The organism is Streptomyces sp. NBC_01477, assembly GCF_036227245.1.
Lineage (GTDB): Bacteria > Actinomycetota > Actinomycetes > Streptomycetales > Streptomycetaceae > Actinacidiphila.
In genome coordinates this window covers 6036705-6054425 of record NZ_CP109445.1, presented here as the reverse complement: position 1 = coordinate 6054425, position 17721 = coordinate 6036705, and the positions used below count along the sequence as shown (strand labels likewise).

At 72.7% G+C, this 17721-nt stretch carries 14 protein-coding genes; 13 read left to right on the top strand and 1 reads right to left on the bottom strand.

All coding sequences use genetic code 11. From position 1 onward, the window contains the following. The first annotated feature begins 143 nt into the window (after nt 1-143). From OHA86_RS25690 to OHA86_RS25635, 12 genes are all read left to right on the top strand, one after another. Complete coding sequence (locus OHA86_RS25690; protein ID WP_329178871.1) at nt 144-1466, top strand: extracellular solute-binding protein; 1323 nt, start codon at nt 144-146, stop codon at nt 1464-1466. After that, complete coding sequence (locus OHA86_RS25685; protein ID WP_329178869.1) at nt 1466-2416, top strand: carbohydrate ABC transporter permease; 951 nt, start codon at nt 1466-1468, stop codon at nt 2414-2416. The genes OHA86_RS25690 and OHA86_RS25685 overlap by 1 nt, the downstream gene beginning before the upstream one ends. A 3-nt stretch (nt 2417-2419) precedes the next feature. Beyond that, the gene (locus tag OHA86_RS25680) at nt 2420-3325 is read left to right on the top strand and encodes a carbohydrate ABC transporter permease (protein ID WP_329178866.1); all 906 of its coding nucleotides are present in this window, start codon (nt 2420-2422) and stop codon (nt 3323-3325) included. After that, nucleotides 3322-4599: a 6-phospho-beta-glucosidase gene (locus tag OHA86_RS25675; protein WP_329178864.1), complete on the top strand. Its 1278-nt coding sequence runs from the start codon at nt 3322-3324 to the stop codon at nt 4597-4599. The genes OHA86_RS25680 and OHA86_RS25675 overlap by 4 nt, the downstream gene beginning before the upstream one ends. 59 nt (nt 4600-4658) lie before the next feature. Beyond that, complete coding sequence (locus OHA86_RS25670) at nt 4659-5642, top strand: N-acetylglucosamine kinase (protein ID WP_329178862.1); 984 nt, start codon at nt 4659-4661, stop codon at nt 5640-5642. 298 nt (nt 5643-5940) lie between these two features. Then, nucleotides 5941-7392 (top strand): hypothetical protein, encoded by a 1452-nt coding sequence (locus tag OHA86_RS25665; RefSeq protein WP_329178860.1) that lies wholly within the window; start codon nt 5941-5943, stop codon nt 7390-7392. A 56-nt stretch (nt 7393-7448) separates the two neighbouring features. Next, complete coding sequence (locus OHA86_RS25660) at nt 7449-8411, top strand: glutamate ABC transporter substrate-binding protein (RefSeq protein WP_329178858.1); 963 nt, start codon at nt 7449-7451, stop codon at nt 8409-8411. Nucleotides 8412-8440: 29 nt separating this feature from the next. Then, a complete protein-coding gene (locus OHA86_RS25655; RefSeq protein WP_329178857.1) occupies nt 8441-9721 on the top strand; it encodes a hypothetical protein in 1281 nt (426 codons plus the stop codon). A 212-nt stretch (nt 9722-9933) separates the two neighbouring features. Further along, on the top strand, nt 9934-12501 hold the full coding sequence (locus OHA86_RS25650; RefSeq protein WP_329178855.1) for a serine/threonine-protein kinase: 2568 nt from the start codon (nt 9934-9936) through the stop codon (nt 12499-12501). Nucleotides 12502-12505: 4 nt separating this feature from the next. Further along, nucleotides 12506-13786 carry a PP2C family serine/threonine-protein phosphatase gene (locus OHA86_RS25645; RefSeq protein WP_329178853.1) on the top strand — a complete coding sequence of 427 codons (1281 nt, stop codon included), beginning with the start codon at nt 12506-12508 and terminating at the stop codon, nt 13784-13786. A gap of 54 nt (nt 13787-13840) precedes the next feature. After that, the gene (locus OHA86_RS25640) at nt 13841-15184 is read left to right on the top strand and encodes a vWA domain-containing protein (protein WP_329178852.1); all 1344 of its coding nucleotides are present in this window, start codon (nt 13841-13843) and stop codon (nt 15182-15184) included. Between the two features lie 90 nt (nt 15185-15274). Continuing rightward, complete coding sequence (locus tag OHA86_RS25635; protein ID WP_329178850.1) at nt 15275-16234, top strand: FHA domain-containing protein; 960 nt, start codon at nt 15275-15277, stop codon at nt 16232-16234. Nucleotides 16235-16247: 13 nt separating this feature from the next. Here OHA86_RS25635 and OHA86_RS25630 read toward each other — a convergent pair whose 3' ends face one another. Then, nucleotides 16248-17177: a methyltransferase domain-containing protein gene (locus OHA86_RS25630; RefSeq protein ID WP_329178848.1), complete on the bottom strand. Its 930-nt coding sequence runs from the start codon at nt 17175-17177 to the stop codon at nt 16248-16250. Between the two features lie 73 nt (nt 17178-17250). Here OHA86_RS25630 and OHA86_RS25625 point away from each other — a divergent pair, with 73 nt between their 5' ends. Beyond that, nucleotides 17251-17655: a globin gene (locus OHA86_RS25625; protein WP_329178846.1), complete on the top strand. Its 405-nt coding sequence runs from the start codon at nt 17251-17253 to the stop codon at nt 17653-17655. The last annotated feature ends 66 nt before the right edge of the window (nt 17656-17721 follow it).

Below are 17721 nucleotides of genomic sequence, written 5' to 3'. Positions count from 1 at the left end.
CAGGCGTCACCCGACCCGTCACCCCGTCACCCCGTCACCCCCAAGCGAACCGCCCAGCGGAACGGCACCCCACCCGCCGTCCCGACGGCACCGCACACCCTCGCCCACCCTCGTAAACCCGGAGGTAAAGAGCAGTGTCCCGTATGACGAAGGCAGCAGCCGCCGTGGCGGCGAGCGCCGCGATAACCCTGCTCGCGAGCGCGTGCACCGGCCAGAGCACCACCTCGGCGAGCGACGACGCCAGCAAGGACGTCACCGTCACCTTCTGGCACGGCTGGTCCGCGCCGAACGAGCTGAAGGCGATCAACGACAACGTCGCCCGATTCGAGAAGGCGCACCCCAACATCCACGTCAAGGTGCAGGGCAACATCACCGACGACAAGATCAACCAGTCGCTGCGGGCCGGCGGCGACAAGGCCCCCGACGTCGTGTCCTCCTTCACCACCGACAACGTCGGCCAGTTCTGCTCCTCCGGCACCTTCGCCGACCTCGCGCCCTTCCTGCAGAAGTCGAACATCGACCCGGCCGCGACCTTCCCCAAGCCGATGCTCGAATACACCCAGTTCGAGGGCAAGCGCTGTTCGCTGCCGCTGCTGGGCGACGCGTACGGGCTGTACTACAACACGAAGGAATTCGCCGCGGCCGGCATCACCGCACCGCCGAAGACGCTCAGCGAGTTCAAGCAGGACGCGGTCAAGCTCACCAAGTCCTCGGGCGGCAGCTACTCGCAGCTCGGCTTCATGCCCGACTTCCACGGCTACGAGTCCACCCCCGGCCACTTCGCGGCCCAGTGGGGCGTGCAGTACTTCGACGGCGCGGGCAAGTCGCAGATCGCCAAGGACCCCGGCTTCGCCAAGATGTTCGACTGGCAGCAGGACATGGTCAAGGCGCTCGGCGGCTTCACCAAGCTGGAGAAGTACCGCTCCGGCTTCGGTGACGAGTTCGGCGCCAAGAACCCGCTGCAGACCGGCCAGGTCGCGATGGGCATCGACGGCGAGTGGCGGCTCGGCATGGCCAAGGACGCCGGGATGAACGACCTCGCCGTGGCGCCCTTCCCGGTGCCCGACGACCAGGCGAGCAGCTACGGCAAGGGCTACACCACCGGAACGATCATCGGCATCGCCAACACCAGCACCAAGAAGAACGCCGCCTGGGAGCTGGTGAAGTTCATGACCACCGACACCGACGCGGTCGTCTCCTTCGCCAACGCGATCCACAATGTGCCGTCCACGCTGGCCGCGCTCAAGTCGCCCGAGCTCGACCAGGACCCGGGCTTCAAGACCTTCATCGACATCGCGCAGAACCCGAACAGCACCACCACCCCGCCGAGCGTCAACGGCGGCGCCTACCAGGTGACGCTGCAGGACTTCGGCTACGCCTACGAGTCGGGCAAGTCCAAGGATCTGACCGCAGGACTGCAGGGCGTCGACACGCAGGTCGACAAGGACATCGCGCAGGCCAAGTGATGAGCGCCACCGTCCACCCCCTGCTGAGGGCCAGGCGCCGCAAGGCGGCGCTGCGCAACCTCGCCTTCCTGTCGCCCTGGATCATCGGCTTCGGCGTCTTCTTCGCCTACCCGCTGCTGTCCACCGTCTACTTCTCGTTCATGCACTACAACGGGGTGAATCCGCCGACCTGGACCGGTACGAAGAACTGGTCCTACGTCTTCAAGGACTACCCGCTGTTCTGGCCTGCGCTGCGCAACACGCTGTGGCTGGTGCTGGTGATGGTCACGCTGCGGGTCGTCTTCGGCCTCGGCGTGGGCCTGCTGATCACCAAGATCAAGACCGGCGCCGGCTTCTTCCGCACCGCCTTCTACCTGCCCTATCTGGCCCCGCCGGTCGCCGCGACCATGGCCTTCGTCTTCCTGCTCAACCCGGGCACCGGGCCGGTCAACCACATCCTGGGCGACATCGGCATCGCCACGCCCGGCTGGTTCACCGACCCGCACTGGTCCAAGCCCGCGCTGACCATCCTGGCGGTGTGGGGCATCGGCGACCTGATGGTCATCTTCATGGCCGCGCTGCTCGACGTGCCCAAGGAGCAGTACGAGGCCGCCGAACTGGACGGCGCCGGCGCATGGGCGCGGTTCCGGTACGTGACGCTGCCGAACATCTCGCCGATCGTGATGTTCGCGGTGGTCACCGGGGTGATCCAGACCATGCAGTACTACACGCAGCCGCTGGTGGCGGGAAAGGTCGCCTCCGGGATCATCGGCAACTCGGGCCAGCAGTTCGAGCCCGGCTACCCGGACAAGTCGACCCTGACCCTGCCGCAGCTGGTCTACGAACGCGGCTTCCAGCGCTTCGACTACGGCTCCGCGTGCGTCATCGCCCTGGTGCTCTTCGTGCTGGCGATGGCCTTCACCGCACTGCTCATGCGGCGGCGCAACGGCTTCCTGTCGGCGGAGGACTGACCCATGACCCAAGCAACACTGACCGCCCCGGCCGCACCCGCGCCCGGCCGTCCCGCCGACCCGCGCGCCCGGCGCACCGCCCGCCGCAAGGCGCGGCTGCACTGGATCGCCGTGCACTCGCTCGGCCTGGCCGCCGCCGCCTTCTTCGTGCTGCCGTTCGTCTTCGTCTTCCTCACCGCGGTGATGAGCGACAACCAGGCCCTCACCAGGGATCTGTGGCCGCACACCTGGCAGTGGTCCAACTTCCGCACCGTGTGGGACACCCCGGGCTTCCTCACCTGGTGGCGCAACACCCTGGTCTACGCGGTGTCCGGCACCGTGCTGACCGTGGTGTCCTCGCTGCCGGTGGCGTACGCGCTGGCCAAATTCCACTTCCGCGGACGTAACCTGATCATGGTGCTGGTCATCTCCACGATGATGCTGCCGCCACAGGTGGTCATCATCCCGATGTACCTGTTCTGGACCAAGCAGCTCGGTATGGACGGCACCTTGTGGCCGCTGATCATCCCGATGGCCTTCGGCGACGCCTTCACCATCTTCCTGCTGCGCCAGTTCCTGCTGACCATTCCGAAGGAGTACACCGAGGCGGCCCGGGTGGACGGCTGCGGCGAACTGCGCACCCTGGTCACCGTGATCGTCCCGATGATCCGGCCGGCCATCGCCGCGGTCGCGCTCTTCCAGTTCTTCTACTGCTGGAACGACTACTTCGGCCCGCAGATCTATGCCAGTTCCAATCCGGCGGCCTGGACACTGAGTTACGGCCTGGAGTCCTTCAAGGGGGCCCATCACACCAACTGGAACCTGACGATGGCCGCGACCGTCCTCGTGATGGCGCCGGTGATCGTGGTCTTCTTCTTCGCGCAAAAGGCCTTCATCGAAGGCGTGACCCTGACGGGAGTCAAGGGATGAAACTGGCAGTCGTGGGCGGCGGGTCCACGTACACCCCGGAGCTGATCGACGGGTTCGCGCGGCTGCGCGACAGCCTGCCCGTCGAGGAGCTGGCGCTGATCGACCCGGACGCGCACCGGCTCGAACTGGTCGGCGGGCTGGCCCGGCGGATCTTCGCCAAGCAGGGCCACCCCGGCCGGATCGTCACCACCTCCGACCTGGAGGCGGGGGTGGCGGGCGCGGACGCGGTGCTGCTCCAGCTGCGGGTCGGCGGACAGGCCGCGCGCAACGAGGACGAGACCTGGCCGCTGGAATGCGGCTGCATCGGCCAGGAGACCACCGGCGCCGGCGGGCTCGCGAAGGCGATGCGTACGGTGCCGGTGGTGCTGGACATCGCCGAGCGGGTCAGGCGCGCCGCGCCGGACGCCTGGATCATCGACTTCACCAATCCGGTGGGCATCGTCACCCGGGCGCTGCTCCAGGCCGGGCACAAGAGTGTCGGGCTGTGCAATGTGGCCATCGGCTTCCAGCGCCGCTTCGCCGAGAAGCTCGGCGTGGCGCCCGAGCAGGTGCACCTGGACCACGTCGGGCTCAACCACCTGACCTGGGAGCGGGGGGTGCGGATCGGCGGGCCCGACGGCGAGGACGTGCTGCCCAAGCTGCTCGCCGAGCACGGCGACGCCATTGCCGCGGACCTGCACCTGCCGCGCCCGGTCCTCGACCGGCTCGGCGTGGTCCCGTCGTACTACCTGCGCTACTACTACGCGCACGACGAGGTGGTGCGCGAGCTGCGGACCAGTCCCTCACGGGCCTCGCAGGTCGCCGCGATGGAGAAGGAACTGCTGGAGATGTACGGCGACCCGGCGCTGGACGAGAAGCCGGCGCTGCTGGCCAAGCGCGGCGGCGCCTTCTACTCGGAGGCGGCGGTGGCGCTCGCCTCGTCGCTGCTGCGGGCGTCGCACATTCCCGCGGCAGGCGACGTACAGGTCGTCAACGCGTACAACAACGGCACCCTGCCCTTCCTGCCGGACGACGCGGTCATCGAGGTGCCTGCCGTGGTCAATGGCGACGGCGCCGAGCCGCTGCCGGTGCCGCCGGTCGAGCCGCTCTACGCCGGGCTGATCGCGAATGTGACGGCCTACGAGGACCTGGCACTCGACGCCGCGCTGCGCGGCGGCAGGGACCGGGTCTTCACCGCGCTGCTCGCCCATCCGCTGATCGGGCAGTACGACCTGGCCGAGCAGCTGACCGACCGTCTCATCGCGCACAACCGGGAGCACTTCGCGTGGGCCTGACCAACCCCCCGGGCCCTCGGCAGGGGAGGCTCCCCCAGCCGCCGCTCGTCCCCGGTGGCGTGCTCGCCATCGACGCGGGCAACAGCAAGACCGACGTGGCGCTCGTCGCCGCCAACGGACGGGTGCTCGGCGCCGCCCGCGGCGGCGGCTTCCAGCCGCCGGTGGTCGGTGTCGGCCCCGCCGTGGCGGCGGTGGCCGAGATCGTCGCACGGGCGGCGGAGGACGCGGGGCTCGACGTGCGGCAGGGCGGCCCCGACGACCGCAGACCGCTGGCCGCGTACACCTCGGCGTGTCTGGCCAACGCGGACCTGCCCGTCGAGGAGCAGCGCCTGGAGGTGGCCATCCACGGCCGCGGCTGGGCGCACACCACCCGGGTCGCCAACGACACCTTCGCGATCCTGCGGGCCGGTGTCGACGAGCCGCGGGGCGTGGCGGTGGTGTGCGGCGCGGGCATCAACTGCGTCGGCATGCTGCCGGACGGACGCACCGCCAGATTCCCGGCGATAGGCAAGATCTCCGGGGACTGGGGCGGCGGTTCGGGGCTGGCCGACGAGGCGCTGTGGTATGCCGCCAGGGCCGAGGACGGCCGTGGCGGGCCCACCGCCCTGGCCCGTACGCTGCCGGCGCACTTCGGGCTCGGCTCGATGTACGCGCTGATCGAGGCGCTGCACCTGGAGACGCTGCCGGCCGAGCGGAAGTACGAGCTGACGCCGGTGCTCTTCGCGACCTCGGACGCCGGTGACCCGGTGGCCAGGACGATCCTCGCCCGGCAGGCCGAGGAGATCGCGGCCCTGGCCGTGGTGGCGCTCGGCCGCCTCGAACTGCTCGACGAGGAGGCCGATGTGGTGCTCGGCGGCGGGGTGATGACGGCCCGCAACCCGTACCTGATGGACACCCTGACGGAACGGCTCACCGCCCGCGCGCCCAAGGCGCGGACCAAGGTGGTGACCGCGCCGCCGGTGCTGGGCGCGGCCCTGCTGGGCCTCGACCAGCTGGCCGCACCGCCGCAGGCGCACGCCAGACTGCGGGCGCACTACGGCTGAGCGCCCGCCGCCGGCTGCCGCGGCGCCGCCCCTTGTGTCGCCGGGCCGTTCGGGACCGGCCGGGACGGCCCGGCGGCGGGCCGGGCAACGCGGTGCGTCACCCGTGTGCCGCCGCCGGGAGCGATCCCCGCGGCGGCACCGGGAACCGAACCCGTACGTGGTGCGTGTGGTCAGTCGGGGGCGGGTAGTGAGCGGTCACTTCACATGATCGCTGGAGGTATGGCGTCGGCTGCGGCCATACTGCTGCCTGACAGGGTGACTTCCGCACAAGCGGCAAGTCGGACTCGGGGGAGGGTATGTGACGCACACGCCGACGGGGAGCGCGGTCCCTGACGTGCGCGGGGGCGCGGGAGTGCCCGCGCCGCGCGGCACCGCGCCCGCACCGCCGTCCGGCCCTCCCGGCCCCGGCGGGCGGCGCGCCTGGTCGGAGTCCGCCGCCCGGCTGCGGGGCTCGGCCACCACGGAACCGGGCCGGCTGCGGATCATCGGCGCCACGCTCGCGCTGCTGGTGGTGGCCTTCGGGGCGGTCACCGCGTGGCAGGTCACCGACCGTTCGGCCGCGGCGGACAACGTCGTCAAGCACAGCGCGCCGCTCAGCGCGACCGCCGCCGAGATCTACCGCTCGCTCGCCGACGCCGACGCCACCGTCACCGGCGGCTTCCTGGTCGGCGGCCAGCAGCCGGCGAAGGTCTCGCAGCGCTACGAGAACGACATCACCACCGCCGCCCGGCTGATCGCCGAAGCCGCGGCCAACAGCGAGGGCTCCCCGCAGGCCCGCGCCCAGATAGCCTCGCTCAACCGGCAGCTGCCGCAGTACATCGAGCTGGTCACGTCCGCGCAGAACAACAACCGGCAGGGCCTGCCGGTCGGCGGCGCGTACCTGCGGTACGCCAACAGCCAGATGCGCAAGGACGGCGGTCTGCTGTCGGCGGCCGACCAGCTCTACCAGATCGAGACCGACCGCCTCGGCCACGACTACAGCCACGCCAAGGCGCTGCCGTACGTCTCCTGGGGACTGGGTGTGGTCGCGCTGGGCGCCCTGCTGTGGGCGCAGCGCCGCCACTACCGGCATACCAACCGGGTGTTCAACCACGGCATGCTCGCCGCCAGCGCCGCGTCCGCGGTGGTGCTGCTGTGGCTGGTGGCCGGCCACACCCTGGCGCGCAACCAGCTCGAACACTCCTACGCGCACGGCGCCCGCTCCATGCAGGTGCTCAACAACGCGCGGATCAGCGTGCTCCAGGCCCGCGGCGACGAGAACCTGACGCTGGTGGCCCGCGGTTCCGGCCAGGACTACGAGGACAAGTTCGGCAACGGCATGGAGCTGCTCGCGGGCAAGGACCCCAAGGGCGTCGGCGGCGAACTGGCGCAGGCGCTGCAATTGGCCGACGACTCGGCGGGCCGCGACCCGGTCGACGCGGCCGTCAAGGGCGTGCAGACCTGGCGGGCCCGGCACACCGCGGAGCGGGCCAGCGACAACAGCGGCGACTACACCACGGCCGTCGCCGCGGTCATCGGCGGCAAGGACAGCAGCGGCAAGACGGTGGACCAGACGACCGGTTCCTGCTTCGACGCGGTCGACAAGAGCCTCCAGCAGGCGGTCGTGCAGGAGCAGAAGGAATTCCAGCACGCCGCGGACAACGGCCGCGACGCCCTGTCGCTGCTGCCGGCCGGCGCGGCGGTGCTCGCGGTGCTGGCCGCGGCGGGCGCGGCGCTGGGCATCGGCCGCCGGCTGTCGGAATACCGGTGACCGGGATGCGCGCGACATCGCGCAGGGGCGCGGCGCGAGCGGGAGGGAGACGGACGGTGAGCGGATACCGGCGTGGCTGGGGCGGAGTCGCGGGCATGGCGGTGGCCTGCGCGCTGGCCGTCCTCGGCGCCCTCGTGCCGCTGCGGGACGACCCGGCCTCCGTGGCCGCGGCGGACCCCGGACAGGTGACCAGGGCGCACTACGCGGCCACGCAGGACACCGGGACGTGCAGCCGGCCGGAGCGCAGCCTCAACCCGGCGCTGGGCAGCACCTCGGGCGCCGCGGTGGCCCGGATCAAGGCGCGGGGCAAGCTGCGGGTCGGCGTGGACCAGAACAGCTTCCTGTGGGGCTTCCGCGACCCGGCCACCGGCGACTTCGCCGGTTTCGACATCGACATCGTCAAGGCGATCGCCAAGGACATCCTGGGCGACGAGAACGCCGTGCAGTACCTGACGGTGCCGACCGTCGACCGGATCAGCGCGATCCAGAAGGGCACGGTCGACATGGTGGTCCGCACGATGACCATCAACTGCGAACGGATCAAGGACGTCGCCTTCTCCACGGCCTACTTCACCGCCGGACAGCAGATCCTGACCTCGGACAATTCCTCGATCACCGGCTTCAACGACTCCCTCAGGAACAAGACCGTCTGCACCGCGACCGGTTCGACGGGTGACGACAAGCTCAAGGCGGGCGCCCACGGCGCCACGGTGATGCGGGTCGCCAATCAGCTGGACTGCCTGGTGCAGCTGCAACTCGGCCTCGCCGACGCGGTCTTCACCGACAACGCCCTCGGCGCCGGACAGGCCGCCCAGGACCCGACCGTGCACCTGGTGGGCAGGACCGTCACCGAGGAGCCGTACGGTGTGGCCATGAACCTGGCCGACACCGACCTGGTGCGGCGGGTCAACCAGGTACTCAACACCTATCGCGCCGACGGTTCGTGGACGGCGTCGTACAACCACTGGCTGGCGCAGGATCTGCCGGGCATCAAGCCGCCCGCGCCGTTGTACAAATAGGTCCCGGGCAGGTGGGAAGAGAGGGCGTCATGGCGGTCGCTGGACCATCGGGGCCGGTGATGGGACGGGAGGACGTCGACCGTGCCCTGGCGCGGCTCGCCACCGAGCACGAGGCGATCGAGTCCTCGCTGCTCTCGCTCCAGGACCACTCGGGTCGGCGGCTGCTGGAGGGTGCGGAGCTGACCGGCGTCACCAAGGAGCGGTGGGCCGAGACCGACGCGGCGATCACCGCGCTGTGGACGCACTTCGAGGCGTACACCGACGCCCTGAACTCCGCCCGGGAGCTGCGCTCGCGCCGCCGCTGGCCCACCCAGACCGAGCTGCGGCGGCTGACCGAACTGCTGAGCGGCGACGGCATCAGCGTGACCGGCGCCGCCGTGCCGGACGCCGCCCGCTCGCTGACCGGACCGGCCAGGCTGACGGAACAGCTCAGCCTGGACCGGCTGCTCGCCCGGATGAACGCGTGGTACGACCAGGCGATGGAGACCGTCGCCGCGGCCGACTCCGTATGGTCGGCGCTGCCGGCCCGGATAGACCTGCTGGCCGCCGAGACCCAGCGGGTGCGCTCGCTCGCGCACTCGGTGGGGGTGCGCCCCGGGGCGCACCCCTCGGGCGACGACCTGGAGTCGCTCATCGCGGAGCTGACCGAACTGCGCGCCCAGAGCGTGTCCGACCCGCTGGCCTTCTGGCGGGCCGGACCCGCCCCCGGCCGCCCCGACACCGCGCGCTACGAGCAGGCCGGGCGGCGACTGGACGACATCCGCCGCGAGGTCGAGGCGGTGCTGCACGTCAGGGACGACGCCGAGCACCGGCTCGGGCGGCTGCGCGACGTGCTGTCCCGCGCGGACCGCACCCTGACCGAGGCGCGCAGCGCCCGGATGGAGGTGCTGTCGAAGATCCTCGCCTCCGACGTGCCCGCCGTCAGCGGCCCGGCGTCCGCGCTGCACGAACAGCTGGCGGCGGCCGAGCAGTTCACCAGGTCCGCGCAATGGCACCGGCTCTCGCCGCTGCTGGACAGCCTGGAGGAGCGCGCCGACGAGGAGCTGCTGCGGGCCAGGGAGTCGCTGACGGCGGTGACCGCGCCCCTGGCGGTGCGGGCCGAGCTGCGCGGCCGGCTGGACGCCTACCGCGCGAAGGTGGCCAGGCTCGGCATGGCCGAGGATCCGCTGCTGATCGAGCGCTACGACCAGGCGCGGCGGCTGCTGTGGAGCGCGCCCTGCGACCTGGCCGCGGCCGAGCGGACCGTGCAGCGCTACCAGCAGGCGGTGGCCGAGACCGGTGCGCAGCGCCCGCCGCAGGACAGGCGGTGATCCGGGGTGGGCGCGGACGTCCCGGCACGTTCCCACGCGACGCGCAACCGTCGCGTACGGTACGACCGTCGTAGCCGGTACGGGCGGGGCCGGCGGCGGCTGCGCAATGGCGCCGGACCGGGGTCCGGCGGCGGTGGCACACCAGGGGAAAGGCTGAGGGGGACACTGTGAGCAAGTGCCAACGACCCGGTTGCGGCGGGACCTTGGAGGACATGGGCGGCGGCGAGCTGTACTGCGGCACCTGCGGTCTCGCGCCGCTGCCGGCCGCGCCCCGTTCCGTACCGTCCGCCGCTGCCGCGCCGCGGGCTCCTGGCGGCGACTCCGGGCGTACGTCCACCTCCACCGCCTCCTCGCGGTCCGCGAAGTCCTCCTCGGCCTCCAAGCGGTCGGTGTCCGGCCGGCTGTCGCAGTCGCTGACGGGTGCCGGCTCCGGCCGCTCGGTGTCGGTGCGCAGCAGCCGCAGCGGCTCCGCCGGGTCGGGGCGCGGCAAGCTCGGCGCCGGCCTGGTCAGCGTCCCCACCGTGCCGCGGCCCGACCCGGCCGCGGCGGTCCTGGCCAATCCCGAGGTGCCCGAGCGCAAGCGCTACTGCAGCAAGGGCGACTGCGGGGCGCCGGTGGGCCGCAGCCGCGGCGACCGGCCGGGGCGTACGGAGGGCTTCTGCACCAAGTGCGGGCACCCGTACTCCTTCACGCCCAAGCTGCGGCCCGGCGACGTGGTGCACGGGCAGTACCACGTGGTGGGCTGCCTGGCGCACGGCGGGCTCGGCTGGATCTACCTGGCCGTGGACCGCGCGGTGTCGGACCGCTGGGTGGTGCTCAAGGGCCTGCTGGACACCGGGGACGAGGACGCGCTGGCCGCGGCGGTCTCCGAGCGGCGCTTCCTGGCCGAGATCGAGCACCCCAACATCGTGCGGATCTACAACTTCGTCGAGCACCTGGACCAGCGCACCGGCACCCTCGACGGCTACATCGTGATGGCCTACGTCGGCGGCAAGTCGCTCAAGGAGATCGCCAACGAGCGCCGCGCCCCCGACGGCAGGCGCGCCCCGCTGCCGGTCGCGCAGGCCATCGCCTTCGCCATCGAGGCCCTGGAGGCGCTGGGCCACCTGCACAGCCGCAATCTGCTCTACTGCGACTTCAAGGTCGACAACGCCATCCAGACCGAGGACCGGCTGGAGCTCATCGACATGGGCGCGGTCCGCCGGATGGACGACGACGAGTCCGCGATCTACGGCACGGTCGGCTACCAGGCGCCCGAGGTCGCCGAGGTCGGCCCCTCGGTCGCCTCCGACCTGTACACCGTGGCCCGCACCCTGGCGGTGCTGACCTTCGACTTCCAGGGCTACACCAACGTCTTCGTCGACAGCCTGCCCGACCCGGGCAACATCGACGTCTTCACCCGCTACGAGTCCTTCTACCGGCTGCTGGTGCGGGCCACCGACCCCGACCCCACCGAGCGCTTCGGCTCCGCCGAGGAGATGTCCGACCAGCTGCTCGGGGTGCTGCGGGAGATCGTCGCCCTGGAGAGCGGGGTGCAGCGGCCCGCCCTGTCCACGCTGTTCGGCCCGGAGCTGCGGGTGGTGGACACCGAGCTGGTCCGCGCGGTCGCCGGTGACACCTCGGCGCTCGGCGCGGACCGGGCGCTGGAGAAGGCGGCGAGACGCCGTGACAAGGCCGGGCCGAGAACGGCGGCGCAAGGCGGGGCGATCGGCCCGGGAGGCGCGGCAGGCGCCGCGGGACTGCCGCCGGGCGCGCTCCCCGCACAGCTGCCGGGCGGTCCTGCGGCGACGGCCCCCGCCTGGGGACCCTCCCTGCCGGTGGTCGCCCGGCTCGACACCACCGCGGCCGTCCTGGCGCTCCCGGTCCCGCATGTCGACCCCGCCGACCCCAACGCGGGCTTCCTGGCGGGACTTTCCGCCGCCGCCCCCGGCGAACTGGTCGCCGCCCTGCGGTCGGCGACGACCGACTCGGTCGAGCGGCGGCTGCGCGAGGTCCGCGCCCGGCTCGAACTCGGCGACAGCCACGGCGCCCACCAGGTGCTGGGCTCGCTCGCCCACCCGGACGACAACGCGGACTGGCGGGTGGTGTGGCACCGCGGCCTGGCGGCGCTGTGCACCGGCGACCACGAGACCGCCGCGCTGAGCTTCGACGCGGTCTACGACGCCTTCCCCGGCGAGCCCGCGCCCAAGCTGGCGCTGGCGGTGTGCGCCGAGGTGCTGCGGCAGCTCGACAACGCCGCGGAGTATTACCGCCTGGTGTGGATCACCGACCACAGCTACGTCAGCGCCGCCTTCGGCCTGGCCCGGGTGCTGCTGGCGTCCGGCGACCGGGCGGGCGCGGTGGCCGCGCTGGAGTCGGTGCCCGAGTCGTCCATCCACTACACCGCGGCGCGGGTCGCCGCGATCAGGGCCCGGCTGCGGGACCGCTCGCCGCACGAGCCGCTGCTGCCCGATCTGCGGGCCGCGGGGCTCCAGGTGGAGGCGCTGCAACGGCAGGGCCTGGACTCCGACCGGCGCGAGCAGCTGGCCACCGAGGTACTGGGCAGCGCGCTCGACTGGGTGCTCGCGGGCCGTGTCGGGGAGCACACGGCGGTGCCCGCGGGCGTACCGTCGTCGGCGTCCGGCGCGCCGGCCGTACTGGGCGCCGACATGACCGAGCGGGGCCTGCGGTTCGGCCTCGAACGCTCGTACCGGGTCCTTGCCAGGCTCGCCCAGCAGGGCAGTACGAGGATCGAACTGGTGGAACGCGCCAACCGCTTCCGCCCCAGGACGTGGGTGTAACCAGATGCCACCACTCCCCGAATCGGCGCGGGCGGCGCAGTCCGTCACGCCTCCGCTCTGCCCCAACTGCGCGGATCCGCTCGACGCGGACGACCGCTACTGCGGGCACTGCGGCCTCGACCTGACCGCCCCGGCGCCGGCCGCCGCGGTGCCCGGCAGCCGCGCCGACGGCCCCGCGGGCGGCCCCGCGGGCGGCCCCGCGGGCGGCCCGGACGGCGGCTCCCCGGACGGGCCGGCGACCGACGCCTTCGTGCTCGCCCCGCCGAAGCCCGCGCAGGTCCCGGCGGACGACGGCGCCACCCTCGCGCTCGGCGTCGCGGTGCCCGGCTCACGGCCGGCCGGCCCGCGCGAGAAGCAGGCGGCGGAGGGTCCGGTGTGCGTGGCGTGCGGCCTCGGCGGAGTGGACGACGACGGCTACTGCGAGCACTGCGGGCACGCCCAGCCGCGCCAGCGCGACCACCAGGAGCAGGAGTTGGAGGGCGTGGCCGCGGTGAGCGACCGCGGGCTGCGGCACCACCGCAACGAGGACGCCTTCGCGCTGGCCACCGCCTCGCTGCCGGACGGCACGGCCGCGGTGGCCGCGGTGGTGTGCGACGGCGTGTCCACCGCCTACCGCCCCGACGACGCCTCGGCTGCCGCGTCTGCCGCGGGCCGCGAGTCGCTGCTCGGCGCCCTGGAGCGCGGCACCCCGGTCGAGGACGCGATGCGCGGCGCCCTGATGTCGGCCTTCGAGGCGGTGTCCGCGCTCGCCGAGGAGGAGGAGCCGCCGGGCACCGCCCCGCACCACAACGCCCCGGCCTGCACCTGCGTCAGCGCGGTCGTGACCGGACCGGTCTTCACGGTGGGCTGGATCGGCGACAGCCGCGCGTACTGGGTCCCCGACGACCGTACGCTGCCCTCCTCCCGGCTGACCGAGGACGACTCGTGGGCGGCCAGGATGGTCGCGGCGGGCCTGATGACGGAGGCCGAGGCCCACGCCGACGAGCGCGCGCACGCGATCACCGGCTGGCTGGGCGCCGACGCGGTCGAGGTGGACCCGCATGTGGCCGCCTTCCAGCCGGAGGGCCCCGGGGTGATCGTGGTGTGCACCGACGGGCTGTGGAACTACGCCGAGTCGGCCGCCGAGATGGCCGAGGCGATCCCGGCCGACGCACGCAGCCGCCCGCTGCACAGTGCGCGCACTTTGCTGGGCGTCGCACTGGACGGCGGCGGCCACGACAACGTAACGGTCGCGGTGCTGCCGTTCCCGGCCGCCGTGCCACGGGCAGGATTCCCACCCGCGTAGCTTCCGGACAAGCTGGGCGGGGCTGTGAACGGGCTTTAAGGAGTGCAGGAAGCGATGGCCATTCTCTCGAAACCGAACGTGCCGCAGTTCTCGGTCGACGTCTACCAGAACGAGTACCTGCCGGAGGGCGGCCGCGAGGTCAACGCCGTGGTGACGGTCACCTCGACCGGCGGCGGCACCACCGGCGGCCACCCGCTGTCCGGCTCCGCGACCGGCGCGCGGGCCACGCCGAACGCGGGCGTGGTGCTCATGGTCGACTGCTCGGGGTCGATGGAGTATCCGCCGACGAAGATGCGCAACGCGCGCGATGCGACGGCGGTCGCGATCGACGCCATTCGCGACGGCGTCTCCTTCGCCGTGATCGCCGGCACCCATGTGGCGCGCGAGATCTACCCGGCCAACGGCGGCCTGGCGGTGGCCGATCCGTCCACCCGCGCCCAGGCCAAGCAGGCGCTGCGCCGGCTCGCCGCGGGCGGCGGCACCGCGATCGGCACCTGGCTGCGGCTGGCCGACAAGCTGCTGTCGTCGAGCAGCGCGGCAATACGCCACGGCATTCTCCTGACCGACGGCCGCAACGAGCACGAGAAGCCGGAGGACCTGCGGTCCGCGCTCGACGCGTGCGCGGGCCGCTTCACGTGTGACGCGCGCGGTGTCGGCACCGACTGGGAGGTCAAGGAGGTGACCGCGATCGCCTCCGCGCTGCTCGGCTCGGTGGACATCGTCGCCGATCCGGCCGGCCTGGCCGTCGACTTCCAGGCGATGATGGAGAAGACCATGGGCAAGGAGGTCGCGGACGTCAGCCTGCGGCTGTGGACCCCGCAGGACGCCGAGATCGTCTTCGTCAAGCAGGTCGCGCCGACCGTGGAGGACCTGACGGCCCGCCGCGGCGAGGCGGGGCCGCGGGCCGGCGACTACCCGACCGGGTCGTGGGGCGACGAGTCCCGCGACTACCACGTGTGCGTGCGGGTGCCGAACGCGGGCATCGGCCAGGAGATGCTGGCCGCCCGGCTGTCGCTGGTGCTGCCCCAGCCCGACGGCACCCCCCAGGTGCTGGCGCAGGGCCTGGTGCGGGCGCTGTGGACCGACGACCTGGCGGAGTCCACCCGGATAAGCCCGCAGGTCGCGCACTACACGGGACAGGCGGAGCTGGCCCAGGTCATCCAGCAGGGCCTGGAGGCCCGCAAGTCCGGTGACGTGGGCGGCGCGACGGCCAAACTGGGCCGCGCGGTGCAGCTGGCCAGCGCCTCGGGCAACGAGGACACGGCGAAACTGCTGGCGAAGGTGGTCGACGTCGTCGACGCGGCGAGCGGTACTGTGCGACTCAAGGCCCGGGTCGCGGACGCCGACGAGATGACCCTGGAGACGCGGTCGAAGGTGACCGTACGGGTGAAGAAATAGCGCAGGGGGGACGCCGGCGCGCGGCGTCACACCGCAGCTTCGCGCACAACCTGTGGATCCGCCCCGGGGGGCGGAGGGGGAGCCGGCACGATGCTTTGTCCTAACGGCCACGAATCCGCGGCCACCGACTGGTGCGAGACCTGCGGTATGCGGATGTCCGCGCCGCCGTCCTCGTCGTACAGCACGCGTCCCCCGTCGTCGGCGGCGTCCTCCTCCTCCACGCCGCCGGTCTCGCCGCAGCCCGCCTTCGGCTACGACCCGGGGGCCGCGTCCGCGCAGCTGTGCCCGGCGTGCGGGACGCCGCGGGAGGGGATGGCGCTGTTCTGCGAGGAGTGCCGCTACAACTTCCAGACGCACTCCGCCACCACCTTCGTGCCGCCGCACGCGTCTCCCGTCGTCCCGGCCTCGCCCCCGGTCGCCCCGACCGCGCCGGACCGGCCGCCGTACCAGCGCTACGACTCGCAGCTGTCGCGGCCCTCCCGGGTCAACCGGCCCGCTGAGCCGCTGCCGTCCGAGTCGGTCACGGTGACCTCGGGCTCCGGGGACTTCCTGCTCGACCCGCCGAGTTCGCAGACGGCCGCGCCGGTGCCTTCACCCTCCACCGGGGCCACGGGTTCCGGGTCCCCGGCCGCGTCCGGCAGGGGCGGCGCGTGGCTGGCGGTGATCGGCGCGGACCGGGAGTATTTCACCGCGGTCATGGCCCGCAGCGGCCCGGACGCGAGCGGTCTGTACTTCCCCGCCTTCTCCCCCCAGTTCGAACTGCCGCTGACCGGCCACCAGATCACCATCGGACGGCAGCGGCACAGCACGGGCGAGGCGCCCGACATCGACCTGTCCCGCGCCCCGGAGGACCCGGGCGTCTCCCACAAGCACGCGGTGCTGGTCCAGCAGCCCGACGGCTCCTGGTCGGTGGTCGACCAGGACTCGACCAACGGCACCACCGTCAACCTCGCCGAGGACCCGATCCCCGCGTACACCCCGATCCCGCTGTCCGAGGGCGACCGCGTCCACGTCGGCGCCTGGACGACCATCACCATTCACCGCGTCTGAGTCCGCCTGCCGGTCAGAACGATGACGCGGCCGGTACCGGCCAGGTGTCGGGACCGTCCGGTCGGTCGAGCCAGATCCACTGGCGGCGGCCCTCGACGGTCAGGCCGAAGCGGGTACGCGCCGGATGCCGGTCGAGCAGCGAGGACTCACCGCCCACCGCGGGCGGCTGGATGCCGGCCGCCCGGCCCCGCAGCGGCACGAAATACGCCGGCGTGGACAGGAAGCGCCCTTCGGCCCGGCCCGGACCCGTGACGGTGAGCACCACGAGCCCGGTCGCGAAGGGCGCCAGGATCCGCGCCCCGGGCCGGCACTGCTCGGCCCAGGCCGGCGGCACGGCCGGCAGCTCGCAGGTCGCGATCACCCGGTCGTACGGCGCCCCCGCCGGACACCCGAACGCCCCGTCGCCGGTGACGACGGTGACCGACAGCGCCGCCGCGGTGCCGTAGGCGGCCAGGTGCTCGCGGGCCGGCGCGGTGATCGCCGCGTCCAGGTCGACGGTGGTCACCGCGCCCGTGCCGCCGAGCCGGTGCGCCAGCAGCGCCGCGTTGTAGCCGGTGCCCGCCCCGATCTCCAGTACCCGGTGGCCCTCGCGCAGATCGAGCGCCTCGCACATCAGCGCCATCAGCGACGGCTGGCTGCTGGAGGAGACCAGTTCGCCGCCCGAGACGTGCGTGGCGATCGGCTGGTCGGCGTAGGCCCCGGTCAGCCAGCTCAGCCGCCGCCGCATGTCGGGGTCGTCCGCGGCGAAGCGCCCGTGGCCGGCGGCGTCGTCGGAGCCGCCGCGGTAGTAGACCGGCACGAACAGATGCCGCGGCACCTCGGCGAAGGCGGCCCGCCAGGCCGGGTCGGCGAGCCCGCCGCCCGCGACGATGCGGCGCACCATCCGGCGCCGCAGCGCTGCCGCCGCCGCCCGGAAACGCTGATCACGAGCCGACCCTGCCATCCCTCCATCCTGCGCCCGCGGCAGGGGTCCTACGACCCGGGTCCTCGGCCGGGCCGTCTGCGACCATGGAGGGGTGACTGAGATCCCGTACGGCACGGTCGAGCAGCAGACGTTCTACGAGCTGGTCGGCGGCGAGGACACCTTCCGCCGGCTCGTGCACCGCTTCTACGAGGGCGTCGCGGACGACCCCGATCTGCGGGCGATGTATCCGGAGCAGGACCTCGGTCCGGCCGAGGAGCGGCTGCTGCTGTTCCTGATGCAGTACTGGGGCGGCCCGCGCACCTACAGCGACCAGCGCGGCCACCCGCGGCTGCGGATGCGCCACGCGCCGTTCAAGGTCGACAAAGCCGCGCACGACGCCTGGCTGCGCCATATGCGCGCGGCGGTCGACGACCTGGATCTCGCGCCCGGACACGAGCGGCAGCTGTGGGACTACCTGGTGTATGCCGCGGCCTCGATGGTGAACACTCCGGGCTGACCAGGCCCGCCCCCGCGGTCGGTCACGATCGCATTGCGACAATCTTCGACATGTTTCTATCGGACC